The organism is Streptomyces sp. NPDC002181, assembly GCF_042890485.1.
Classification (GTDB): domain Bacteria; phylum Actinomycetota; class Actinomycetes; order Streptomycetales; family Streptomycetaceae; genus Streptomyces.
In genome coordinates this window covers 1,070,581-1,088,708 of the sequence record NZ_JBIASC010000001.1, presented here as the reverse complement: position 1 = coordinate 1,088,708, position 18,128 = coordinate 1,070,581, and the positions used below count along the sequence as shown (strand labels likewise).

Sequence of the window (18,128 nt, the reverse complement as noted above, 5' to 3'; positions counted from 1 at the left end):
CGCGCAATTCTCAGTCCCGATGTGGGATCGATCGGATCGGTCCGAGATCCGGTGCACGGATCGAGGATCCGAGGCATGGATCGACTACGAAGAGGGCAGTACTGATACGCGCTCTGTGTGCGAGAGCCACGAGAGCCGCGTGTTGGACGCAGGGTCGCAGGGTTGGTTTCAACGACATGGGGAAGGCCTGTTGCCGGTTTCCGGAAACCTGGTCTGGACATCAGTGAGCCAAGTGGCTACACTGACCCTTTGCGCTGCCTGTTAGCTGCCCCCTGCCCGTCGCCAGGGGCATGCCCACGCTTGAGCACACTTGATCGATACGCCCTGACCAGGTCTTTTCGACCGAATCGGGCGGGCCGTCTTCTGTGTCAGCTGGGACCGGTACGCGCGTAGTGAGTCCGAGCCCTCGGAAGGACCCCCTCTTGGCCGCCTCGCGCAACGCCTCGACCAATACGAACACCGGTGCCAGCACCGCCCCGCTGCGCATCTCCTTTGCAAAGATCAAGGAGCCTCTCGAGGTTCCGAACCTCCTGGCGCTGCAAACCGAGAGCTTTGACTGGCTGCTCGGCAACGCAGCCTGGAAGTCTCGCGTCGAGTCGGCGCTCGAGAGTGGACAGGACGTTCCCACCAAGTCCGGTCTGGAAGAGATCTTCGAGGAGATCTCGCCGATCGAGGACTTCTCCGGTTCCATGTCGCTGACGTTCCGCGACCACCGGTTTGAGCCGGCGAAGAACTCCGTCGACGAGTGCAAGGAGCGCGACTTCACGTACGCGGCGCCGCTCTTCGTCACGGCCGAGTTCACGAACAACGAGACCGGTGAGATCAAGTCTCAGACGGTCTTCATGGGCGACTTCCCGCTCATGACCAACAAGGGCACCTTCGTCATCAACGGCACCGAGCGTGTCGTGGTGTCGCAGCTCGTCCGTTCCCCCGGTGTCTACTTCGACTCCTCCATCGACAAGACGTCCGACAAGGACATCTTCTCCGCCAAGATCATCCCGTCCCGGGGTGCCTGGCTGGAGATGGAGGTCGACAAGCGCGACATGGTCGGTGTCCGCATCGACCGCAAGCGCAAGCAGTCCGTCACCGTCCTCCTGAAGGCTCTCGGCTGGACCACCGAGCAGATCCTCGAAGAGTTCGGCGAGTACGAGTCCATGCGCGCCACCCTGGAGAAGGACCACACCCAGGGCCAGGACGACGCGCTGCTCGACATCTACCGCAAGCTGCGCCCGGGCGAGCCGCCGACCCGCGAGGCCGCTCAGACGCTGCTCGAGAACCTCTACTTCAACCCGAAGCGCTACGACCTCGCCAAGGTCGGCCGCTACAAGGTGAACAAGAAGCTCGGCGCCGACGAGCCGCTGGACGCCGGTGTGCTCACCACCGACGACATCATCGCGACGATCAAGTACCTCGTGAAGCTCCACGCGGGCGAGACCGAGACCACCGGTGAGTCGGGCCGTTCGATCGTCGTCGAGACCGACGACATCGACCACTTCGGCAACCGTCGTCTGCGCAACGTCGGCGAGCTCATCCAGAACCAGGTCCGCACGGGTCTGGCTCGTATGGAGCGCGTCGTCCGCGAGCGCATGACCACGCAGGACGTCGAGGCGATCACGCCGCAGACCCTGATCAACATCCGGCCGGTCGTCGCCTCCATCAAGGAGTTCTTCGGCACCAGCCAGCTGTCGCAGTTCATGGACCAGAACAACCCGCTGTCGGGTCTGACGCACAAGCGTCGTCTCTCGGCTCTGGGTCCCGGTGGTCTGTCCCGTGAGCGGGCCGGCTTCGAGGTCCGTGACGTCCACCCGTCGCACTACGGCCGCATGTGCCCGATCGAGACCCCTGAAGGCCCGAACATCGGTCTGATCGGCTCGCTCGCGTCCTACGGTCGCGTCAACGCGTTCGGTTTCGTCGAGACCCCGTACCGCAAGGTCGTCGACGGTGTCGTCACCGACGAGGTCGACTACCTGACGGCCGACGAGGAAGACCGCTTCGTCATCGCCCAGGCCAACGCCGGCCTGAACGACGAGATGCGCTTCACCGAGAACCGCGTACTGGTCCGCCGTCGTGGCGGCGAGATCGACTACATCGCCGGCGACGACGTCGACTACATGGACGTCTCCCCGCGCCAGATGGTGTCCGTCGCGACCGCGATGATCCCCTTCCTTGAGCACGACGACGCCAACCGCGCCCTCATGGGCGCGAACATGATGCGCCAGGCCGTTCCGCTCATCAAGGCGGAGGCCCCGCTCGTCGGCACCGGCATGGAGTACCGCTGTGCGGTCGACGCCGGCGACTCGATCAAGGCGGAGAAGGACGGTGTCGTCCAGGAGGTCTCGGCCGACTACGTCACCGTCGCCAACGACGACGGCACGTACACCACGTACCGCGTCGCCAAGTTCTCCCGCTCGAACCAGGGCACCTCGGTCAACCAGAAGGTCATCGTCAACGAGGGCGACCGGATCGTCGAGGCCCAGGTCCTCGCCGACGGCCCGGCCACCGAAGAGGGCGAAATGGCCCTCGGCAAGAACCTGCTCGTCGCGTTCATGCCGTGGGAAGGCCACAACTACGAGGACGCGATCATCCTGTCGCAGCGCCTCGTGCAGGACGACGTCCTCTCCTCGATCCACATCGAGGAGCACGAGGTCGACGCCCGTGACACCAAGCTGGGCCCCGAGGAGATCACCCGGGACATCCCGAACGTCTCCGAGGAGGTCCTCGCCGACCTCGACGAGCGCGGCATCATCCGCATCGGTGCGGACGTCGTCGCCGGCGACATCCTCGTCGGCAAGGTCACGCCCAAGGGCGAGACCGAGCTGACCCCCGAGGAGCGCCTGCTCCGCGCGATCTTCGGTGAGAAGGCCCGCGAGGTGCGTGACACCTCGCTCAAGGTCCCTCACGGTGAGATCGGCAAGGTCATCGGTGTCCGCGTCTTCGACCGCGAGGAGGGCGACGAGCTTCCTCCGGGCGTGAACCAGCTGGTCCGCGTCTACGTCGCCCAGAAGCGCAAGATCACCGACGGTGACAAGCTCGCCGGCCGCCACGGCAACAAGGGTGTCATCTCCAAGATCCTTCCGATCGAGGACATGCCCTTCCTTGAGGACGGCACGCCGGTCGACATCATCCTGAACCCGCTGGGTGTCCCGTCCCGAATGAACCCGGGACAGGTCCTGGAGATCCACCTCGGCTGGCTCGCCAGCCGCGGCTGGGACGTCTCCGGCCTCGGCGAGGAGTGGGCCGAGCGACTGAAGGCCATCGGCGCCGACCGCGTCGAGCCCGGCACCAACGTCGCCACCCCGGTGTTCGACGGTGCCCGCGAGGACGAGCTCGCCGGCCTGTTCGAGCACACCATCCCGAACCGCGACGGCGACCGCCTGGTCCTCCCGTCCGGCAAGGCGCGTCTGTTCGACGGCCGCTCCGGCGAGCCGTTCCCGGACCCGATCTCGATCGGGTACATGTACATCCTCAAGCTCCACCACCTGGTCGACGACAAGCTCCACGCGCGGTCGACCGGTCCGTACTCGATGATCACGCAGCAGCCGCTGGGTGGTAAGGCGCAGTTCGGTGGCCAGCGCTTCGGTGAGATGGAGGTGTGGGCGCTTGAGGCTTATGGCGCCGCTTACGCCCTCCAGGAGCTGCTGACCATCAAGTCCGACGACGTCACCGGCCGCGTGAAGGTCTACGAGGCCATCGTCAAGGGCGAGAACATCCCCGAGCCGGGCATTCCCGAGTCCTTCAAGGTGCTCATCAAGGAAATGCAGTCGCTCTGCCTCAACGTGGAGGTGCTGTCCTCGGACGGCATGTCCATCGAGATGCGCGACACCGACGAGGACGTCTTCCGCGCGGCGGAGGAGCTCGGTATCGACCTGTCCCGGCGTGAGCCGAGCAGCGTCGAAGAGGTCTGACGGGCCTGACGGGGGGCTCGCTCAAGAGCCCCCCGTCATCCCCGGGACCGTTCAGACCATGATTGAGACTCGACCCCGAAAGAGGGATTGACGCACAGTGCTCGACGTCAACTTCTTCGACGAGCTGCGGATCGGCCTTGCCACCGCGGACGACATCCGAACCTGGTCGCACGGCGAGGTCAAGAAGCCGGAGACCATCAACTACCGCACCCTCAAGCCCGAGAAGGACGGACTCTTCTGCGAGAAGATCTTCGGTCCGACCCGGGACTGGGAGTGCTACTGCGGCAAGTACAAGCGTGTCCGCTTCAAGGGCATCATCTGTGAGCGCTGTGGCGTCGAGGTCACGCGCGCCAAGGTGCGCCGTGAGCGGATGGGCCACATCGAGCTCGCCGCTCCCGTCACCCACATCTGGTACTTCAAGGGCGTCCCGTCGCGCCTGGGCTACCTGCTGGACCTCGCGCCGAAGGACCTCGAGAAGGTCATCTACTTCGCCGCGTACATGATCACGTTCGTGGACGACGAGCGCCGCACCCGCGACCTCCCGTCGCTGGAGGCCCACGTCTCCGTCGAGCGCCAGCAGATCGAGAACCGCCGTGACGCGGACCTCGAAGGCCGGGCCAAGAAGCTCGAGACCGACCTGGCCGAGCTTGAGGCCGAGGGCGCCAAGGCCGACGTGCGCCGCAAGGTGCGCGAAGGCGCCGAGCGCGAGATGAAGCAGCTCCGTGACCGCGCCCAGCGCGAGATCGACCGTCTGGACGAGGTCTGGAACCGCTTCAAGAACCTCAAGGTCCAGGACCTGGAGGGCGACGAGCTGCTCTACCGCGAGCTGCGCGACCGCTTCGGTACCTACTTCGACGGTTCGATGGGTGCCGCGGCGCTGCAGAAGCGCCTGGAGTCCTTCGACCTGGAGGAGGAGGCCGAGCGCCTCCGCGAGATCATCCGTACCGGCAAGGGCCAGAAGAAGACCCGTGCGCTCAAGCGCCTCAAGGTCGTCTCCGCGTTCCTGCAGACCAGCAACAGCCCCAAGGGCATGGTTCTGGACTGCGTGCCGGTCATCCCGCCGGACCTGCGTCCGATGGTGCAGCTGGACGGTGGCCGCTTCGCGACCTCCGACCTGAACGACCTGTACCGCCGCGTGATCAACCGCAACAACCGTCTGAAGCGCCTTCTCGACCTCGGTGCCCCCGAGATCATCGTGAACAACGAGAAGCGCATGCTCCAGGAGGCCGTGGACGCCCTCTTCGACAACGGTCGTCGCGGTCGCCCGGTGACCGGTCCCGGTAACCGTCCGCTGAAGTCCCTGAGCGACATGCTCAAGGGCAAGCAGGGTCGATTCCGTCAGAACCTCCTCGGCAAGCGCGTGGACTACTCCGCGCGTTCCGTGATCGTCGTCGGCCCGCAGCTGAAGCTGCACCAGTGCGGTCTGCCCAAGGCCATGGCGCTGGAGCTCTTCAAGCCGTTCGTGATGAAGCGCCTGGTCGACCTGAACCACGCGCAGAACATCAAGTCGGCGAAGCGCATGGTCGAGCGCGGCCGCACGGTCGTGTACGACGTGCTCGAAGAGGTCATCGCCGAGCACCCGGTTCTGCTGAACCGTGCGCCCACGCTGCACCGCCTCGGCATCCAGGCCTTCGAGCCCCAGCTGGTCGAAGGCAAGGCCATCCAGATCCACCCGCTCGTCTGCACCGCGTTCAACGCGGACTTCGACGGTGACCAGATGGCCGTGCACCTGCCGCTCTCCGCGGAGGCGCAGGCCGAGGCCCGCATCCTGATGCTGTCCTCGAACAACATCCTCAAGCCGGCCGACGGCCGTCCGGTCACGATGCCGACCCAGGACATGGTCCTCGGTCTGTTCTTCCTGACCACCGACGGTGAGCTCCGTGACACCAAGGGCGAGGGCCGCGCGTTCGGCTCCACGGCCGAGGCGATCATGGCGTTCGACGCCGGCGAGCTCGCGCTGCAGTCGTCCGTCGACATCCGCTTCCCGGTGGGCACCATCCCGCCGCGCGGCTGGGTGCCGCCGGTCGCCGAAGAGGGCGAGCAGGAGTTCCAGCCGGGCGACAGCTTCCGTCTGAAGACCTCGCTGGGCCGCGCGCTCTTCAACGAGCTGCTGCCCGAGGACTACCCGTTCGTCGACTACTCGGTGGGCAAGAAGCAGCTCTCCGAGATCGTCAACGACCTGGCGGAGCGCTACCCCAAGGTCATCGTGGCGGCGACGCTCGACAACCTGAAGGCGGCCGGCTTCCACTGGGCGACCCGTTCGGGCGTCACCGTGGCCATCTCCGACGTCGTCGTGCCCGAGGCCAAGAAGGCCATCGTCGCGGGCTACGAGGCGATGGACGAGAAGGTCCAGAAGCAGTACGAGCGCGGTCTGATCACCAAGGACGAGCGCACGCAGGAGCTCATCGCGATCTGGACCAAGGCGACCAACGAGGTTGCCGAGGCGATGAACGCGAACTTCCCCAAGACGAACCCCATCTTCATGATGGTTGACTCGGGTGCCCGAGGAAACATGATGCAGATGCGACAGATCGCCGGTATGCGTGGTCTGGTGTCGAACGCGAAGAACGAGACCATCCCGCGTCCGATCAAGGCGTCCTTCCGTGAGGGCCTCACCGTTCTGGAGTACTTCATCTCCACGCACGGTGCCCGTAAGGGTCTGGCGGACACCGCCCTGCGTACCGCCGACTCGGGTTACCTGACCCGTCGTCTGGTGGACGTCTCGCAGGACGTGATCATCCGCGAGGAGGACTGCGGCACCGAGCGCGGCCTGAAGCTGAAGATCGCCGTCCGCGGCGAGGACGGCGTGCTGCGCAAGGCCGACGACGTCGAGACGTCCGTCTACGCCCGCATGCTGGCCGAGGACGTCGTCATCGACGGCAAGGTCATCGCGCCTGCCAACGTCGACCTCGGTGACGTCCTGATCGACGCCCTGGTCGCCAACGGCGTCGAGGAGGTCAAGACCCGCTCGGTCCTGACCTGTGAGTCCGCGGTCGGCACCTGTGCCTTCTGCTACGGACGCTCGCTCGCCACCGGCAAGCTGGTCGACATCGGTGAGGCGGTCGGCATCATCGCCGCCCAGTCCATCGGTGAGCCCGGTACCCAGCTGACGATGCGTACCTTCCACACCGGTGGTGTGGCCGGTGACGACATCACGCAGGGTCTGCCGCGTGTCGTCGAGCTCTTCGAGGCCCGTACCCCGAAGGGTGTCGCCCCGATCTCCGAGGCCGCCGGCCGCGTGCGGATCGAGGAGACCGAGAAGACGAAGAAGATCGTCATCACGCCCGACGACGGCAGCGACGAGACGGCGTTCCCGATCTCGAAGCGCGCCAAGGTCATCGTGCACGAGGGCGACCACGTCGAGGTGGGCCAGAAGCTCACCGCGGGTGCCACCAACCCGCACGACGTGCTGCGCATCCTCGGCCAGCGTGCCGTCCAGGTCCACCTGGTCGGCGAAGTCCAGAAGGTCTACAACTCGCAGGGCGTGTCGATCCACGACAAGCACATCGAGATCATCATCCGGCAGATGCTCCGCCGCGTGACGATCATCGAGTCCGGCGACGCGGAGCTCCTGCCGGGCGAGCTCGTCGAGCGCTCGAAGTTCGAGACCGAGAACCGTCGTGTGGTCACCGAGGGCGGTCACCCCGCCTCCGGCCGTCCGCAGCTGATGGGTATCACCAAGGCCTCGCTGGCGACGGAATCCTGGCTGTCGGCCGCCTCCTTCCAGGAGACGACCCGAGTCCTGACGGATGCGGCGATCAACGCCAAGTCCGACAGCCTCATCGGCCTCAAGGAGAACGTCATCATCGGTAAGCTCATCCCGGCCGGTACGGGCCTCGCCCGCTACCGCAACATCCGGGTCGAGCCCACCGAGGAAGCGAAGGCCGCGATGTACTCGGCCGTCGGCTACGACGACATCGACTACTCGCCCTTCGGCACGGGCTCCGGCCAGGCCGTCCCGCTGGAGGACTACGACTACGGCCCGTACAACGGCTGACAGCTCGTATGAAGGAAGCCCCCCGCCGCTCCGAGAGGAGCGGCGGGGGGCTTCTTCGTGTTCCGGGCCCGGGGGCTCCGCCGGGGGACCCGGGTCCCCCGGCGGACGCGGTCAGGCCCGCCGGCGGCGGCGGAGGGCGGTGAGGGTTACCGAGGTGAGGGTCAGGAGGGCCAGGGCGGCCGCGGCGAGGCCGGGGGCGAGGCCCTTCGGGGTGAAGGTGCAGGAGACCTTGTCGGTGCCCGCGGGGACGTCCGTGGCCACCAGGCCGTGGAAGTCCTTCACCGGCGCCGTGCACTGCCAGCCCGGGACGTCGGTCATCGCGAAGACCGCGGTGCCCGTGGCGCCCTTCGGGAGGGTGGCCTCGATGGAGTGGCCGCCCGTGGTGACCTTCGTGGCACCGGTGGACCTCAGGGAGGCGATCGCCCCGTCCAGGGCGGCGCGGTCCAGGCAGCCGACGGGGTGCTCGCCGGCCGTCGCGTCCTTGGTGCGGGTCGACACCGCGACCTCGACCGTGCCGGTCGCGGGGACCTCGCCGAGCTTCACCACGCCCGTCATCCGGTCTTCCAGCGGGCGCGGAGCACCGGCGAAGTCGAGGGTGCCGTAGAGCTCGGGGGAGAACCAGTACGCCTCGGAGCCCGGGGCGCACCGGGCCGTGTACGTCTGCCGCGTCGCCGTGCCGCCGCGCGTCGTCGTCGGGACCTGGTAGACCGTGGCGCCGAGGACGTTCTCCTGGCGGGCGTAGACGCTGTCCGCCGGGTTGGGGGAGGCGTAGGGCCCGGTGCGGACGGTCACCAGGGGAGGGGCCGCGAAGCGGGTGGACGTCCAGCTGTCCGGAGCGGCCCCCGGACGGACCCGGGCCCCGATCGAGAAGATCGCGTCGAGCACCGGGCTGTCGGCGCCGAAGAAGGTGCGGCCGTCGTTCTTGAAGCCGTAGCCGAGGGGCTCCAGGGCGCGGTACGTGGCCTCCGGCAGGTAGCTGCTGTAGTACTGCGGGCCCTCCGCGCGCAGCGCCAGGGCGTCGTTGTAGGCGCTCTGCGGCGCGCCGGAGTCGGTCCGGTACTCGGGCCAGCCGTCCACCTGCCGGACGGCGTCGAAGTGCGCGCCGATCGACTTGTTCGAGGTGGCGACCGGCTTCGCCCAGCGTTCGCGGGCGCGGCGGGAGTCCGCGCTCGCGGCCGCCACCGCGGACTCCGCGAAGACGACGCCGACCATGAGGACCGCGGCCACCGGGATCAGGTACCGCCGCTTCTCGCCCAGGGAGAGGAGGACGAGGGCCAGCAGCGAGACGCCCCCGCCCACCAGCACCGCGGGCCAGGTCCAGCCGCCGAAGTCGTTGGCCTTGCGCAGGACGAAGGTGGCCGCCACCAGCAGGGCGGCCGCCGATGCCACGTGCGGCGGGCGCGGGCGGTGGGCCAGGGCCAGCCAGGCCAGGACCACCACCATGCCGCTGAAGACGAAGGTCTCGCGGTACGGGTTGCCGTTCGGCACCGCCAGACCGTGCCACACGTACTGGGTCGGCGGGAACTGGAACGAGGCCGCGACGAGCAGCGTCGCCGCCGCCCACACGAGGCGGGTGCGGCGCGCGATGGCGGCGTTGAACAGGAACGATCCGGCGAGGATCAGGCCCAGGGAGGCCACGTACAGCCGCGGCCGGCCGCCCCACAGGTGCGTGGCCGGGAGCATCCCGGCCAGGAACAGCTCGATCCGTACGGGCTCGAAGGCCCCGGCCTGGGTGGGCTGGGCGGAGCCGCTGGAGAGGAAGGACGGCAGCAGCAGCGGCAGGGTCAGCAGGATGCCGGTTCCGGCGGCCGTCGCCGCCCGCCACACGGCGCGCAGCCTCTGCCGGCCGGTCATGTCCCGGGTGGCCAGGCGGATGGCGAGCAGCACGCAGGCGGCCATCGTGGCCATCATCGCGGTGTAGAAGTTGCCGAACCACGCGAGCGCGACGAACAGGGCCACGCCCGGCCAGCGGCGCTCCTCCAGGCACCACTCGACGGCGATGCCGAGCAGGGGGAGCGCGACCAGGCCCCACAGCCACATCGGGATGTACGAGGCGTCGCTGAGCGCCCAGCCGCACAGCCCGTAGCAGGCTCCGAGGACCCCGCGCTGCCACCAGGGGCCGGGGTGCAGCTTGCCGAGGTAGACCGTCATGACGGCGGCGGCCGCGCCCATCGTCACGGGGGTGATCGCGAAAACGGCGAGGTCGACGTGGTCGCGCGGGACCAGGACGGCCAGCCAGGAGAACGGGTTGCCGAGGTACGTGTGGTAGTCGGACAGGAACTGCTGGCCGAAGCCGCCGCGCCAGGTGAACAGCACGTCCCCGGCGGCCTGCCCGTGGACGAGGTCCCACAGCGCGCGGTGGAAGGGCACGTACTGGTTGGCCTGGTCGTTGATGGCCCGGCCGGTGTTGCCGAAGGGGAAGGTGCCCCGGGCGGCCCAGGCCGAGCAGAACGCGGCCGAGGTGATCAGGAACGCCAGCAGGGGCCCGTACAGGCGGTCGCGCAGGCGGGCGGGTACGAGGCCGAGCCACGGGGGCCGGTGGCGGGGTGCCGGAACGAGCGGACGGTCCGTCGCCGTCGTCTCCGAGGTGACCGTCCGCAATGTCCCGCTCCCTGAGTGCTCGTGGATGCCCGTGGATGCCCGTGGATGTCCGTGGGCGGCCGGTGGGTGCCTGTGGATGCCCGTACCGTTTCGGGACGAATCCAGTGGATCGGCTGGGGCAGTTTAGTTCGCCGGGGCGGCCGCCTCGTCCCGAGCCACTTAGCACGCCTTTACCACATGCGCGAGTCGGGAGGGCCACACGGGGGTCTCGCCCAAGCGGCGCATGACCGGCGGTGATGTCGGGCCGGTCCCGCGCGGGCCTTTGTTTTGACCGGATGGGATGCGGTGGGTACGCTCAGACCTTGTGCCTGGGGTGTGCCTGGGCTCCCGTGCGTGTCCATCAACCGCATGAGAGCCGGATCGGCCGCCGCGATCCATGCGTTTCCGTGCTTGCGCGGAGTCCCGCCGGATCCGACACACCCGACCGCGTGGGTCGGCAAAGTTCCAGGTTAGCTTCACTACACGGCACACAGAAACCGGAGAAGTAGTGCCTACGATCCAGCAGCTGGTCCGGAAGGGCCGGCAGGACAAGGTCGAGAAGACGAAGACCCCCGCGCTTGAGGCTTCGCCCCAGCGTCGTGGTGTCTGCACGCGTGTGTTCACGACCACCCCGAAGAAGCCGAACTCGGCGCTCCGTAAGGTCGCGCGTGTGCGTCTGACCTCCGGCATCGAGGTCACCGCTTACATTCCGGGTGAGGGACACAACCTGCAGGAGCACTCGATCGTGCTCGTGCGTGGTGGCCGTGTGAAGGACCTGCCGGGTGTTCGTTACAAGATCATCCGCGGTGCGCTTGACACCCAGGCTGTCAAGAACCGCAAGCAGGCCCGCAGCCGCTACGGCGCCAAGAAGGAGAAGTAAGAATGCCTCGTAAGGGCCCCGCCCCGAAGCGCCCGGTCATCATCGACCCGGTCTACGCATCTCCTCTGGTGACGTCGCTCATCAACAAGATCCTCCTGAACGGCAAGCGCTCCACCGCCGAGCGCATCGTTTACGGCGCCATGGAAGGCCTCCGCGAGAAGACCGGCAACGACCCGGTCATCACGCTGAAGCGCGCGCTGGAGAACGTCAAGCCGTCGCTTGAGGTCAAGTCCCGCCGTGTCGGTGGCGCGACCTACCAGGTCCCCGTCGAGGTCAAGCCGGGTCGCCAGTCGACCCTGGCCCTCCGCTGGCTCGTGGGTTACTCCCGCGCCCGTCGTGAGAAGACCATGACCGAGCGCCTCATGAACGAGCTGCTCGACGCCTCCAACGGTCTTGGCGCTGCCGTCAAGAAGCGCGAGGACACGCACAAGATGGCCGAGTCCAACAAGGCCTTCGCGCACTACCGCTGGTAGTCCCACCCCACATCGAGACCGAGAGAAGACCGAAGCCTTATGGCTACCACTTCGCTTGACCTGGCCAAGGTGCGCAACATCGGCATCATGGCCCACATCGACGCGGGCAAGACGACCACCACCGAGCGCATCCTGTTCTACACCGGTGTGTCGTACAAGATCGGTGAGGTCCACGACGGCGCTGCCACGATGGACTGGATGGAGCAGGAGCAGGAGCGTGGTATCACCATCACGTCTGCCGCTACGACCTGCCACTGGCCGCTCGAAGATGTTGACCACACCATCAACATCATCGACACCCCGGGTCACGTCGACTTCACCGTCGAGGTGGAGCGTTCGCTCCGCGTCCTCGACGGCGCCGTCACCGTCTTCGACGGTGTGGCCGGCGTGGAGCCGCAGTCCGAGACCGTTTGGCGTCAGGCGGACCGCTACGGCGTGCCGCGCATCTGCTTCGTCAACAAGCTCGACCGCACCGGCGCCGAGTTCCACCGCTGCGTCGACATGATCAAGGACCGCCTCGGTGCGGTTCCGATCGTCATGCAGCTCCCCATCGGTGCCGAGATGGACTTCCAGGGCGTTGTCGACCTGGTCACCATGAAGGCGTTCGTCTGGTCCGCCGAGGCGACCAAGGGCGAGATGTACGACATCGTCGACATCCCGGCCACGCACACCGAGGCCGCTGAAGAGTGGCGCGGCAAGCTGGTCGAGACCGTCGCCGAGAACGACGACGAGATCATGGAGCTCTTCCTGAACGGCGACGAGCCGTCCGTGGAGCAGCTGCACGCCGCCGTCCGTCGCATCATCCTCGGCTCCGGCAAGGGCAAGGGCGAGCCCACGATCACCGCGGTGTTCTGTGGCACGGCGTTCAAGAACAAGGGCGTTCAGCCCCTGCTCGACGCCGTCGTCCGCTACCTCCCGTCGCCGCTGGACATCGAGGCCATCGAGGGCCACGACGTCCGCGACGCCGAGGTGGTCGTGAAGCGCAAGCCGTCCGACGAGGAGCCCCTCGCGGCGCTGGCGTTCAAGATCATGAGCGACCCGCACCTCGGCAAGCTCACCTTCGTCCGGGTTTACTCGGGCCGCCTGGAGGCCGGCACCTCGGTGCTGAACTCCGTCAAGGGCAAGAAGGAGCGCATCGGCAAGATCTACCGCATGCACGCCAACAAGCGTGAAGAGATCGCCGCGGTGGGCGCCGGTGACATCGTCGCCGTCATGGGCCTGAAGCAGACCACCACCGGTGAGACGCTGTGTGACGACAAGCAGCCCGTGATCCTGGAGTCCATGGACTTCCCGGCTCCGGTCATCCAGGTCGCCATCGAGCCCAAGTCCAAGGGTGACCAGGAGAAGCTGGGTGTCGCCATCCAGCGCCTGGCGGAGGAGGACCCCTCCTTCCACGTTCACTCGGACGAGGAGACGGGCCAGACCATCCTCGGCGGTATGGGCGAGCTGCACCTTGAGGTGCTGGTCGACCGTATGAAGCGCGAGTTCAAGGTCGAGGCCAACGTCGGCAAGCCGCAGGTCGCCTACCGCGAGACCATCCGCGGGACCGTGGAGCGTCACGACTACACCCACAAGAAGCAGACCGGTGGTACCGGTCAGTTCGCCAAGGTGCAGATCGCGATCGAGCCGATCACCGAGACCGACGGTCCGGCGTACGAGTTCGTGAACAAGGTCACCGGTGGCCGCGTGCCGAAGGAGTACATCCCTTCGGTCGACGCCGGTGCGCAGGAGGCCATGCAGTTCGGCATCCTGGCCGGCTACGAGATGACGGGCGTCCGCGTCACGCTTCTCGACGGTGGCTACCACGAGGTCGACTCCTCCGAGCTCGCGTTCAAGATCGCCGGTTCGCAGGCCTTCAAGGAGGCCGCGCGCAAGGCGTCCCCCGTGCTCATGGAGCCGATGATGGCCGTCGAGGTCACCACCCCTGAGGACTACATGGGTGACGTCATCGGTGACATCAACTCCCGCCGTGGCCAGATCCAGGCCATGGAGGAGCGTCACGGTGCTCGTGTCGTGAAGGGCCTCGTGCCCCTTTCGGAGATGTTCGGCTACGTCGGAGACCTCCGCAGCAAGACCTCGGGTCGCGCCAGCTACTCGATGCAGTTCGACTCCTACGCCGAGGTTCCCCGGAACGTCGCCGAGGAGATCATCGCGAAGGCCAAGGGCGAGTAACTCTTCCGAGTACACGCTTTAGGCTTGTCACCGGAGCCTCTGGGGCAACAGGAGTAATCCTCCGTTGCCCCGGAGGGACCGGCTTTCCAGCAAAGATCACCTGGCGCCGATGAGTAAGGCGTACAGAACCACTCTCCAGGAGGACCCCGTGGCGAAGGCGAAGTTCGAGCGGACTAAGCCGCACGTCAACATCGGCACCATCGGTCACATTGACCACGGTAAGACGACCCTCACGGCCGCCATTACCAAGGTGCTGCACGACGCGTACCCGGACCTGAACGAGGCCTCGGCCTTCGACCAGATCGACAAGGCTCCTGAGGAGCGCCAGCGCGGTATCACCATCTCCATCGCGCACGTCGAGTACCAGACCGAGGCGCGTCACTACGCCCACGTCGACTGCCCGGGTCACGCTGACTACATCAAGAACATGATCACCGGTGCCGCGCAGATGGACGGCGCCATCCTCGTGGTCGCCGCCACCGACGGCCCGATGCCGCAGACCAAGGAGCACGTGCTCCTGGCCCGCCAGGTCGGCGTTCCGTACATCGTCGTCGCCCTGAACAAGGCCGACATGGTGGACGACGAGGAGATCCTGGAGCTCGTCGAGCTCGAGGTCCGTGAGCTGCTCTCCGAGTACGAGTTCCCGGGCGACGACCTGCCGGTCGTCCGCGTCTCCGCGCTGAAGGCCCTTGAGGGCGACAAGGAGTGGGGCGAGAAGCTCCTCGGCCTCATGTCCGCCGTCGACGAGGCCATCCCGACCCCGCCGCGTGACACCGAGAAGCCGTTCCTCATGCCCGTCGAGGACGTCTTCACGATCACCGGTCGCGGTACGGTCGTCACCGGCCGTATCGAGCGTGGTGTCCTGAAGGTCAACGAGACCGTCGACATCATCGGCATCAAGGAAGCCAAGACCACCACCACGGTCACCGGCATCGAGATGTTCCGCAAGCTGCTCGACGAGGGCCAGGCCGGTGAGAACGTCGGTCTGCTCCTCCGTGGCATCAAGCGCGAGGACGTCGAGCGCGGCCAGGTCATCATCAAGCCCGGTTCGGTCACGCCGCACACCGAGTTCGAGGCCCAGGCCTACATCCTGTCGAAGGACGAGGGTGGCCGTCACACCCCGTTCTTCAACAACTACCGCCCGCAGTTCTACTTCCGTACCACGGACGTCACGGGTGTCGTCACCCTGCCGGCCGGCACGGAGATGGTCATGCCGGGCGACAACACCGAGATGACGGTCGCGCTGATCCAGCCGGTCGCCATGGAGGAGGGCCTGAAGTTCGCCATCCGTGAGGGTGGTCGTACGGTCGGCGCCGGCCAGGTCATCAAGATCACGAAGTAATTCGTGCTCTGACCTGGTAGCTCGTGCGAACGGGCACCATGTTTGACAGGAGGGCCCCTTCCCCACCGCCTCGGCGGCGGGGAAGGGGCCCTTCGTCGTACGGGCACGGGCGTGCGGGACGTACGGGCGCGGGCCTGCGGGCGCGGGCCTACCCGCGTACGGAAGAGGGCCGCACCCCGATCGCGGGGTGCGGCCCTCTCTCGTGTCCTGCGGGGAGGCGTCAGCCGGTCACGCGCAGGGACTCGGTGAACTCCTTGCAGACGGCGTAGTCCGGCAGCAGGCCCGACTCGATCGCCTCGGCCAGCGTCGGTGCGGCCTCGTCGCGGGCGGACAGCAGCGGGACCTCAGCCGGCCACTCGATGCCCAGGTCCGCGTCGAGCGGGTGGACGGAGTGCTCGCCGGTCGGGTTGTACGTCTCCGAGCAGAGGTACGACAGCGTGGCGTCGTCGCTCAGCGCGCAGAACCCGTGGCCCAGCCCCTCCGGGATGTAGACGGCGCGCCGGTCCACGTCGTCCAGGCGGACGCCCTCCCAGCGGCCGAAGGTCGGGGAGCCGACCCGCAGGTCCACGATGACGTCGAGGACGGCGCCGCGTACGCAGCTCACGTACTTGGCCTGGCCGCGCGGGACGTCGGCGAAGTGGATGCCGCGGACCACGCCGCGCGAGGACACCGAGAGGTTCGCCTGCGCCAGGTTCAGCGGGTGCCCGACGACCTCGGACAGCTTGTCGAAGCGGTACCACTCGGTGAACAGGCCGCGCGGGTCGCCGTGCAGCTGCGGGGTGATCTCGTACGCGCCCTCTATCGAGAGCTGGCGGAACTTCACCGGGAGGACTCCTCGTCGAGCAGGGCGATCAGGTAGTCGCCGTAGCCGCTCTTGAGCAGCGGCCGGGCCAGTTCGCGCAGCTGCGCGGAGTCGATCAGGCCGGCCCGCCAGGCCGCCTCCTCGATGCAACCGATCTTGAAGCCCTGGCGCTCCTCGATCACGCGGACGAACTCCGAGGCCTGGACCATGGAGACGAAGGTCCCGGTGTCCAGCCAGGCGGTGCCGCGGTCGAGAATGGTGACATTCAGCTCACCGGCCTGGAGGTACGCGTCGTTGACCGCGGTGATCTCCAGTTCGCCGCGCGCGCTGGGCTTCAGGTTCCGGGCTATCTCGACGACGCGGTTGTCGTAGAAGTACAGACCGGGCACCGCGTAACGGGACTTGGGCTTGACCGGCTTCTCCTCGATGGAGATGGCCTGGCCGTTCTCGTCGAACTCGACCACGCCGTACGCGGTCGGGTCGGCCACCGGGTACGCGAACACCCGGCCGCCCTTGGAGTCGGTGTGCTCCGCCAGGCGCGTGCCGAGGCCGCTGCCGTGGAAGATGTTGTCGCCGAGGATCAGGGCGACGGACTCGTCGCCGATGAAGTCGGCGCCGAGCACGAACGCCTGGGCGATGCCCTCGGGGCGCTCCTGGACCGCGTACTCCAGCCGGATGCCGAACTGGGAGCCGTCGCCGAGCAGTCGCTCGAACTGCGCACGGTCCTCCGGCGTGGTGATGACGAGAATCTCGCTGATTCCGGCCATGACCAGGGTGGAGAGCGGGTAGTAGATCATCGGCTTGTCGAAGACGGGGAGCAGCTGCTTCGAGACTGCCCGGGTCAGCGGCCAGAGTCGGGATCCGGTGCCACCGGCCAAGAGAATTCCACGCATGGGCACAACCCTATGCGAGAGCGCGGGGGGCGCCGCGGCCCGGGCCCGGCGGGTGGTGTACTAGCGGCTAGACTCTTCGTATTATGCGCATCCTTGTGACCGGCGGCGCCGGCTTCATCGGTTCAGAATTCGTTCGCCAGCAGCTCGGTGCAGACGCATCGGCCCAGATCACGGTCTTCGACAAGCTGACCTACTCGGGCGTCGAGGCCAACCTCGCCCCGGTCGCCGACCACTCCGGTTACAAGTTCGTCAAGGGCGACATCTGCGACGCCGAGGCCGTCGACCAGGTGATGCCCGGGCACGACGTGGTGGTGCACTTCGCCGCCGAGTCCCACGTGGACCGCTCGATCGCCGGTGCCGGCCCGTTCGTGATGACCAACGTCGTGGGCACGCAGGTGCTGCTCGACGCCGCCCGCAAGCACGGCGTCGGCCGCTTCGTCCACATCTCCACCGACGAGGTGTACGGCTCGATCACCGAGGGCTCCTGGACCGAGGAGTGGCCGCTGGTGCCGAACTCCCCGTACTCCGCCTCCAAGGCCTCGTCCGACCTGCTGGCCCTGGCCTACGCGCGGACGCACGGCATGGACGTCGTCGTCACGCGCTGCTCCAACAACTACGGGCACTACCAGTTCCCGGAGAAGGTCATCCCGCTGTTCGTCTCGAACCTGATGGACGGCAAGAAGGTCCCGCTGTACGGCAACGGCGGCAACGTCCGCGACTGGCTGCACGTCTCCGACCACTGCCGCGGCATCGACCTGGCGATGCGCAAGGGCCGCGCCGGCGAGGTCTACAACATCGGCGGCGGCACCGAGCTCACCAACAAGGAGCTCACCGGCGTCCTGCTGGAGGCCGCGGGCCTGGGCTGGGACATGGTCGAGCACGTCGAGGACCGCAAGGGCCACGACCTGCGCTACTCCATCGACATCAGCAAGATCGGCGCCGAGCTCGGCTACGCCCCGCAGGTCACCTTCGAGGACGGCATCAAGGCCACCATCGAGTGGTACCGCGAGAACCGTGCCTGGTGGGAGCCGCTCAAGGTGAAGGCGGCCCTGCAGAAGTGAGCACCAACTCGCTCGCCGGGCGC

Annotated in this window: 10 protein-coding genes; 7 read left to right on the top strand and 3 right to left on the bottom strand. The window is 67.3% G+C overall.

Annotation, left to right across the window (positions count from 1 at the left end):
* Window positions 1-422 precede the first annotated feature (422 nt).
* Window positions 423-3,905 carry a DNA-directed RNA polymerase subunit beta gene (gene rpoB, locus ACFYXV_RS05010; RefSeq protein ID WP_048474780.1) on the top strand — a complete coding sequence of 1,161 codons (3,483 nt, stop codon included), beginning with the start codon at window positions 423-425 and terminating at the stop codon, window positions 3,903-3,905.
* Between the two features lie 97 nt (window positions 3,906-4,002).
* Complete coding sequence (locus ACFYXV_RS05005; RefSeq protein WP_030154672.1) at window positions 4,003-7,902, top strand: DNA-directed RNA polymerase subunit beta'; 3,900 nt, start codon at window positions 4,003-4,005, stop codon at window positions 7,900-7,902.
* Between the two features lie 111 nt (window positions 7,903-8,013).
* Here ACFYXV_RS05005 and ACFYXV_RS05000 read toward each other — a convergent pair whose 3' ends face one another.
* Window positions 8,014-10,503, bottom strand: coding sequence for a YfhO family protein (locus ACFYXV_RS05000; RefSeq protein WP_389382013.1), 2,490 nt, complete (start codon window positions 10,501-10,503; stop codon window positions 8,014-8,016).
* 487 nt (window positions 10,504-10,990) lie between these two features.
* Between ACFYXV_RS05000 and rpsL the strand changes: the two genes are divergently transcribed.
* The 4 genes from rpsL to tuf all read left to right on the top strand — a co-directional run bounded on the left by rpsL (window position 10,991) and on the right by tuf (window position 15,349).
* Window positions 10,991-11,362, top strand: coding sequence for a 30S ribosomal protein S12 (gene rpsL, locus ACFYXV_RS04995; RefSeq protein ID WP_007265893.1), 372 nt, complete (start codon window positions 10,991-10,993; stop codon window positions 11,360-11,362).
* 2 nt (window positions 11,363-11,364) lie between these two features.
* On the top strand, window positions 11,365-11,835 hold the full coding sequence (gene rpsG / locus ACFYXV_RS04990; protein WP_007265894.1) for a 30S ribosomal protein S7: 471 nt from the start codon (window positions 11,365-11,367) through the stop codon (window positions 11,833-11,835).
* Window positions 11,836-11,874: 39 nt separating this feature from the next.
* Window positions 11,875-14,007, top strand: coding sequence for an elongation factor G (gene fusA, locus ACFYXV_RS04985; RefSeq protein ID WP_385467950.1), 2,133 nt, complete (start codon window positions 11,875-11,877; stop codon window positions 14,005-14,007).
* 148 nt (window positions 14,008-14,155) lie between these two features.
* Complete coding sequence (tuf, locus tag ACFYXV_RS04980) at window positions 14,156-15,349, top strand: elongation factor Tu (RefSeq protein WP_366100273.1); 1,194 nt, start codon at window positions 14,156-14,158, stop codon at window positions 15,347-15,349.
* Window positions 15,350-15,569: 220 nt separating this feature from the next.
* Here tuf and rfbC read toward each other — a convergent pair whose 3' ends face one another.
* On the bottom strand, window positions 15,570-16,172 hold the full coding sequence (gene rfbC / locus ACFYXV_RS04975) for a dTDP-4-dehydrorhamnose 3,5-epimerase (protein ID WP_359172095.1): 603 nt from the start codon (window positions 16,170-16,172) through the stop codon (window positions 15,570-15,572).
* The gene (gene rfbA / locus ACFYXV_RS04970) at window positions 16,169-17,044 is read right to left on the bottom strand and encodes a glucose-1-phosphate thymidylyltransferase RfbA (RefSeq protein ID WP_359172098.1); all 876 of its coding nucleotides are present in this window, start codon (window positions 17,042-17,044) and stop codon (window positions 16,169-16,171) included. The genes rfbC and rfbA overlap by 4 nt, the downstream gene beginning before the upstream one ends.
* Before the next feature lie 83 nt (window positions 17,045-17,127).
* On the opposite strand from rfbA, the gene rfbB reads away from it, so the two are divergent.
* Window positions 17,128-18,105, top strand: coding sequence for a dTDP-glucose 4,6-dehydratase (rfbB, locus tag ACFYXV_RS04965; protein ID WP_385467955.1), 978 nt, complete (start codon window positions 17,128-17,130; stop codon window positions 18,103-18,105).
* Window positions 18,106-18,128: the final 23 nt, after the last annotated feature.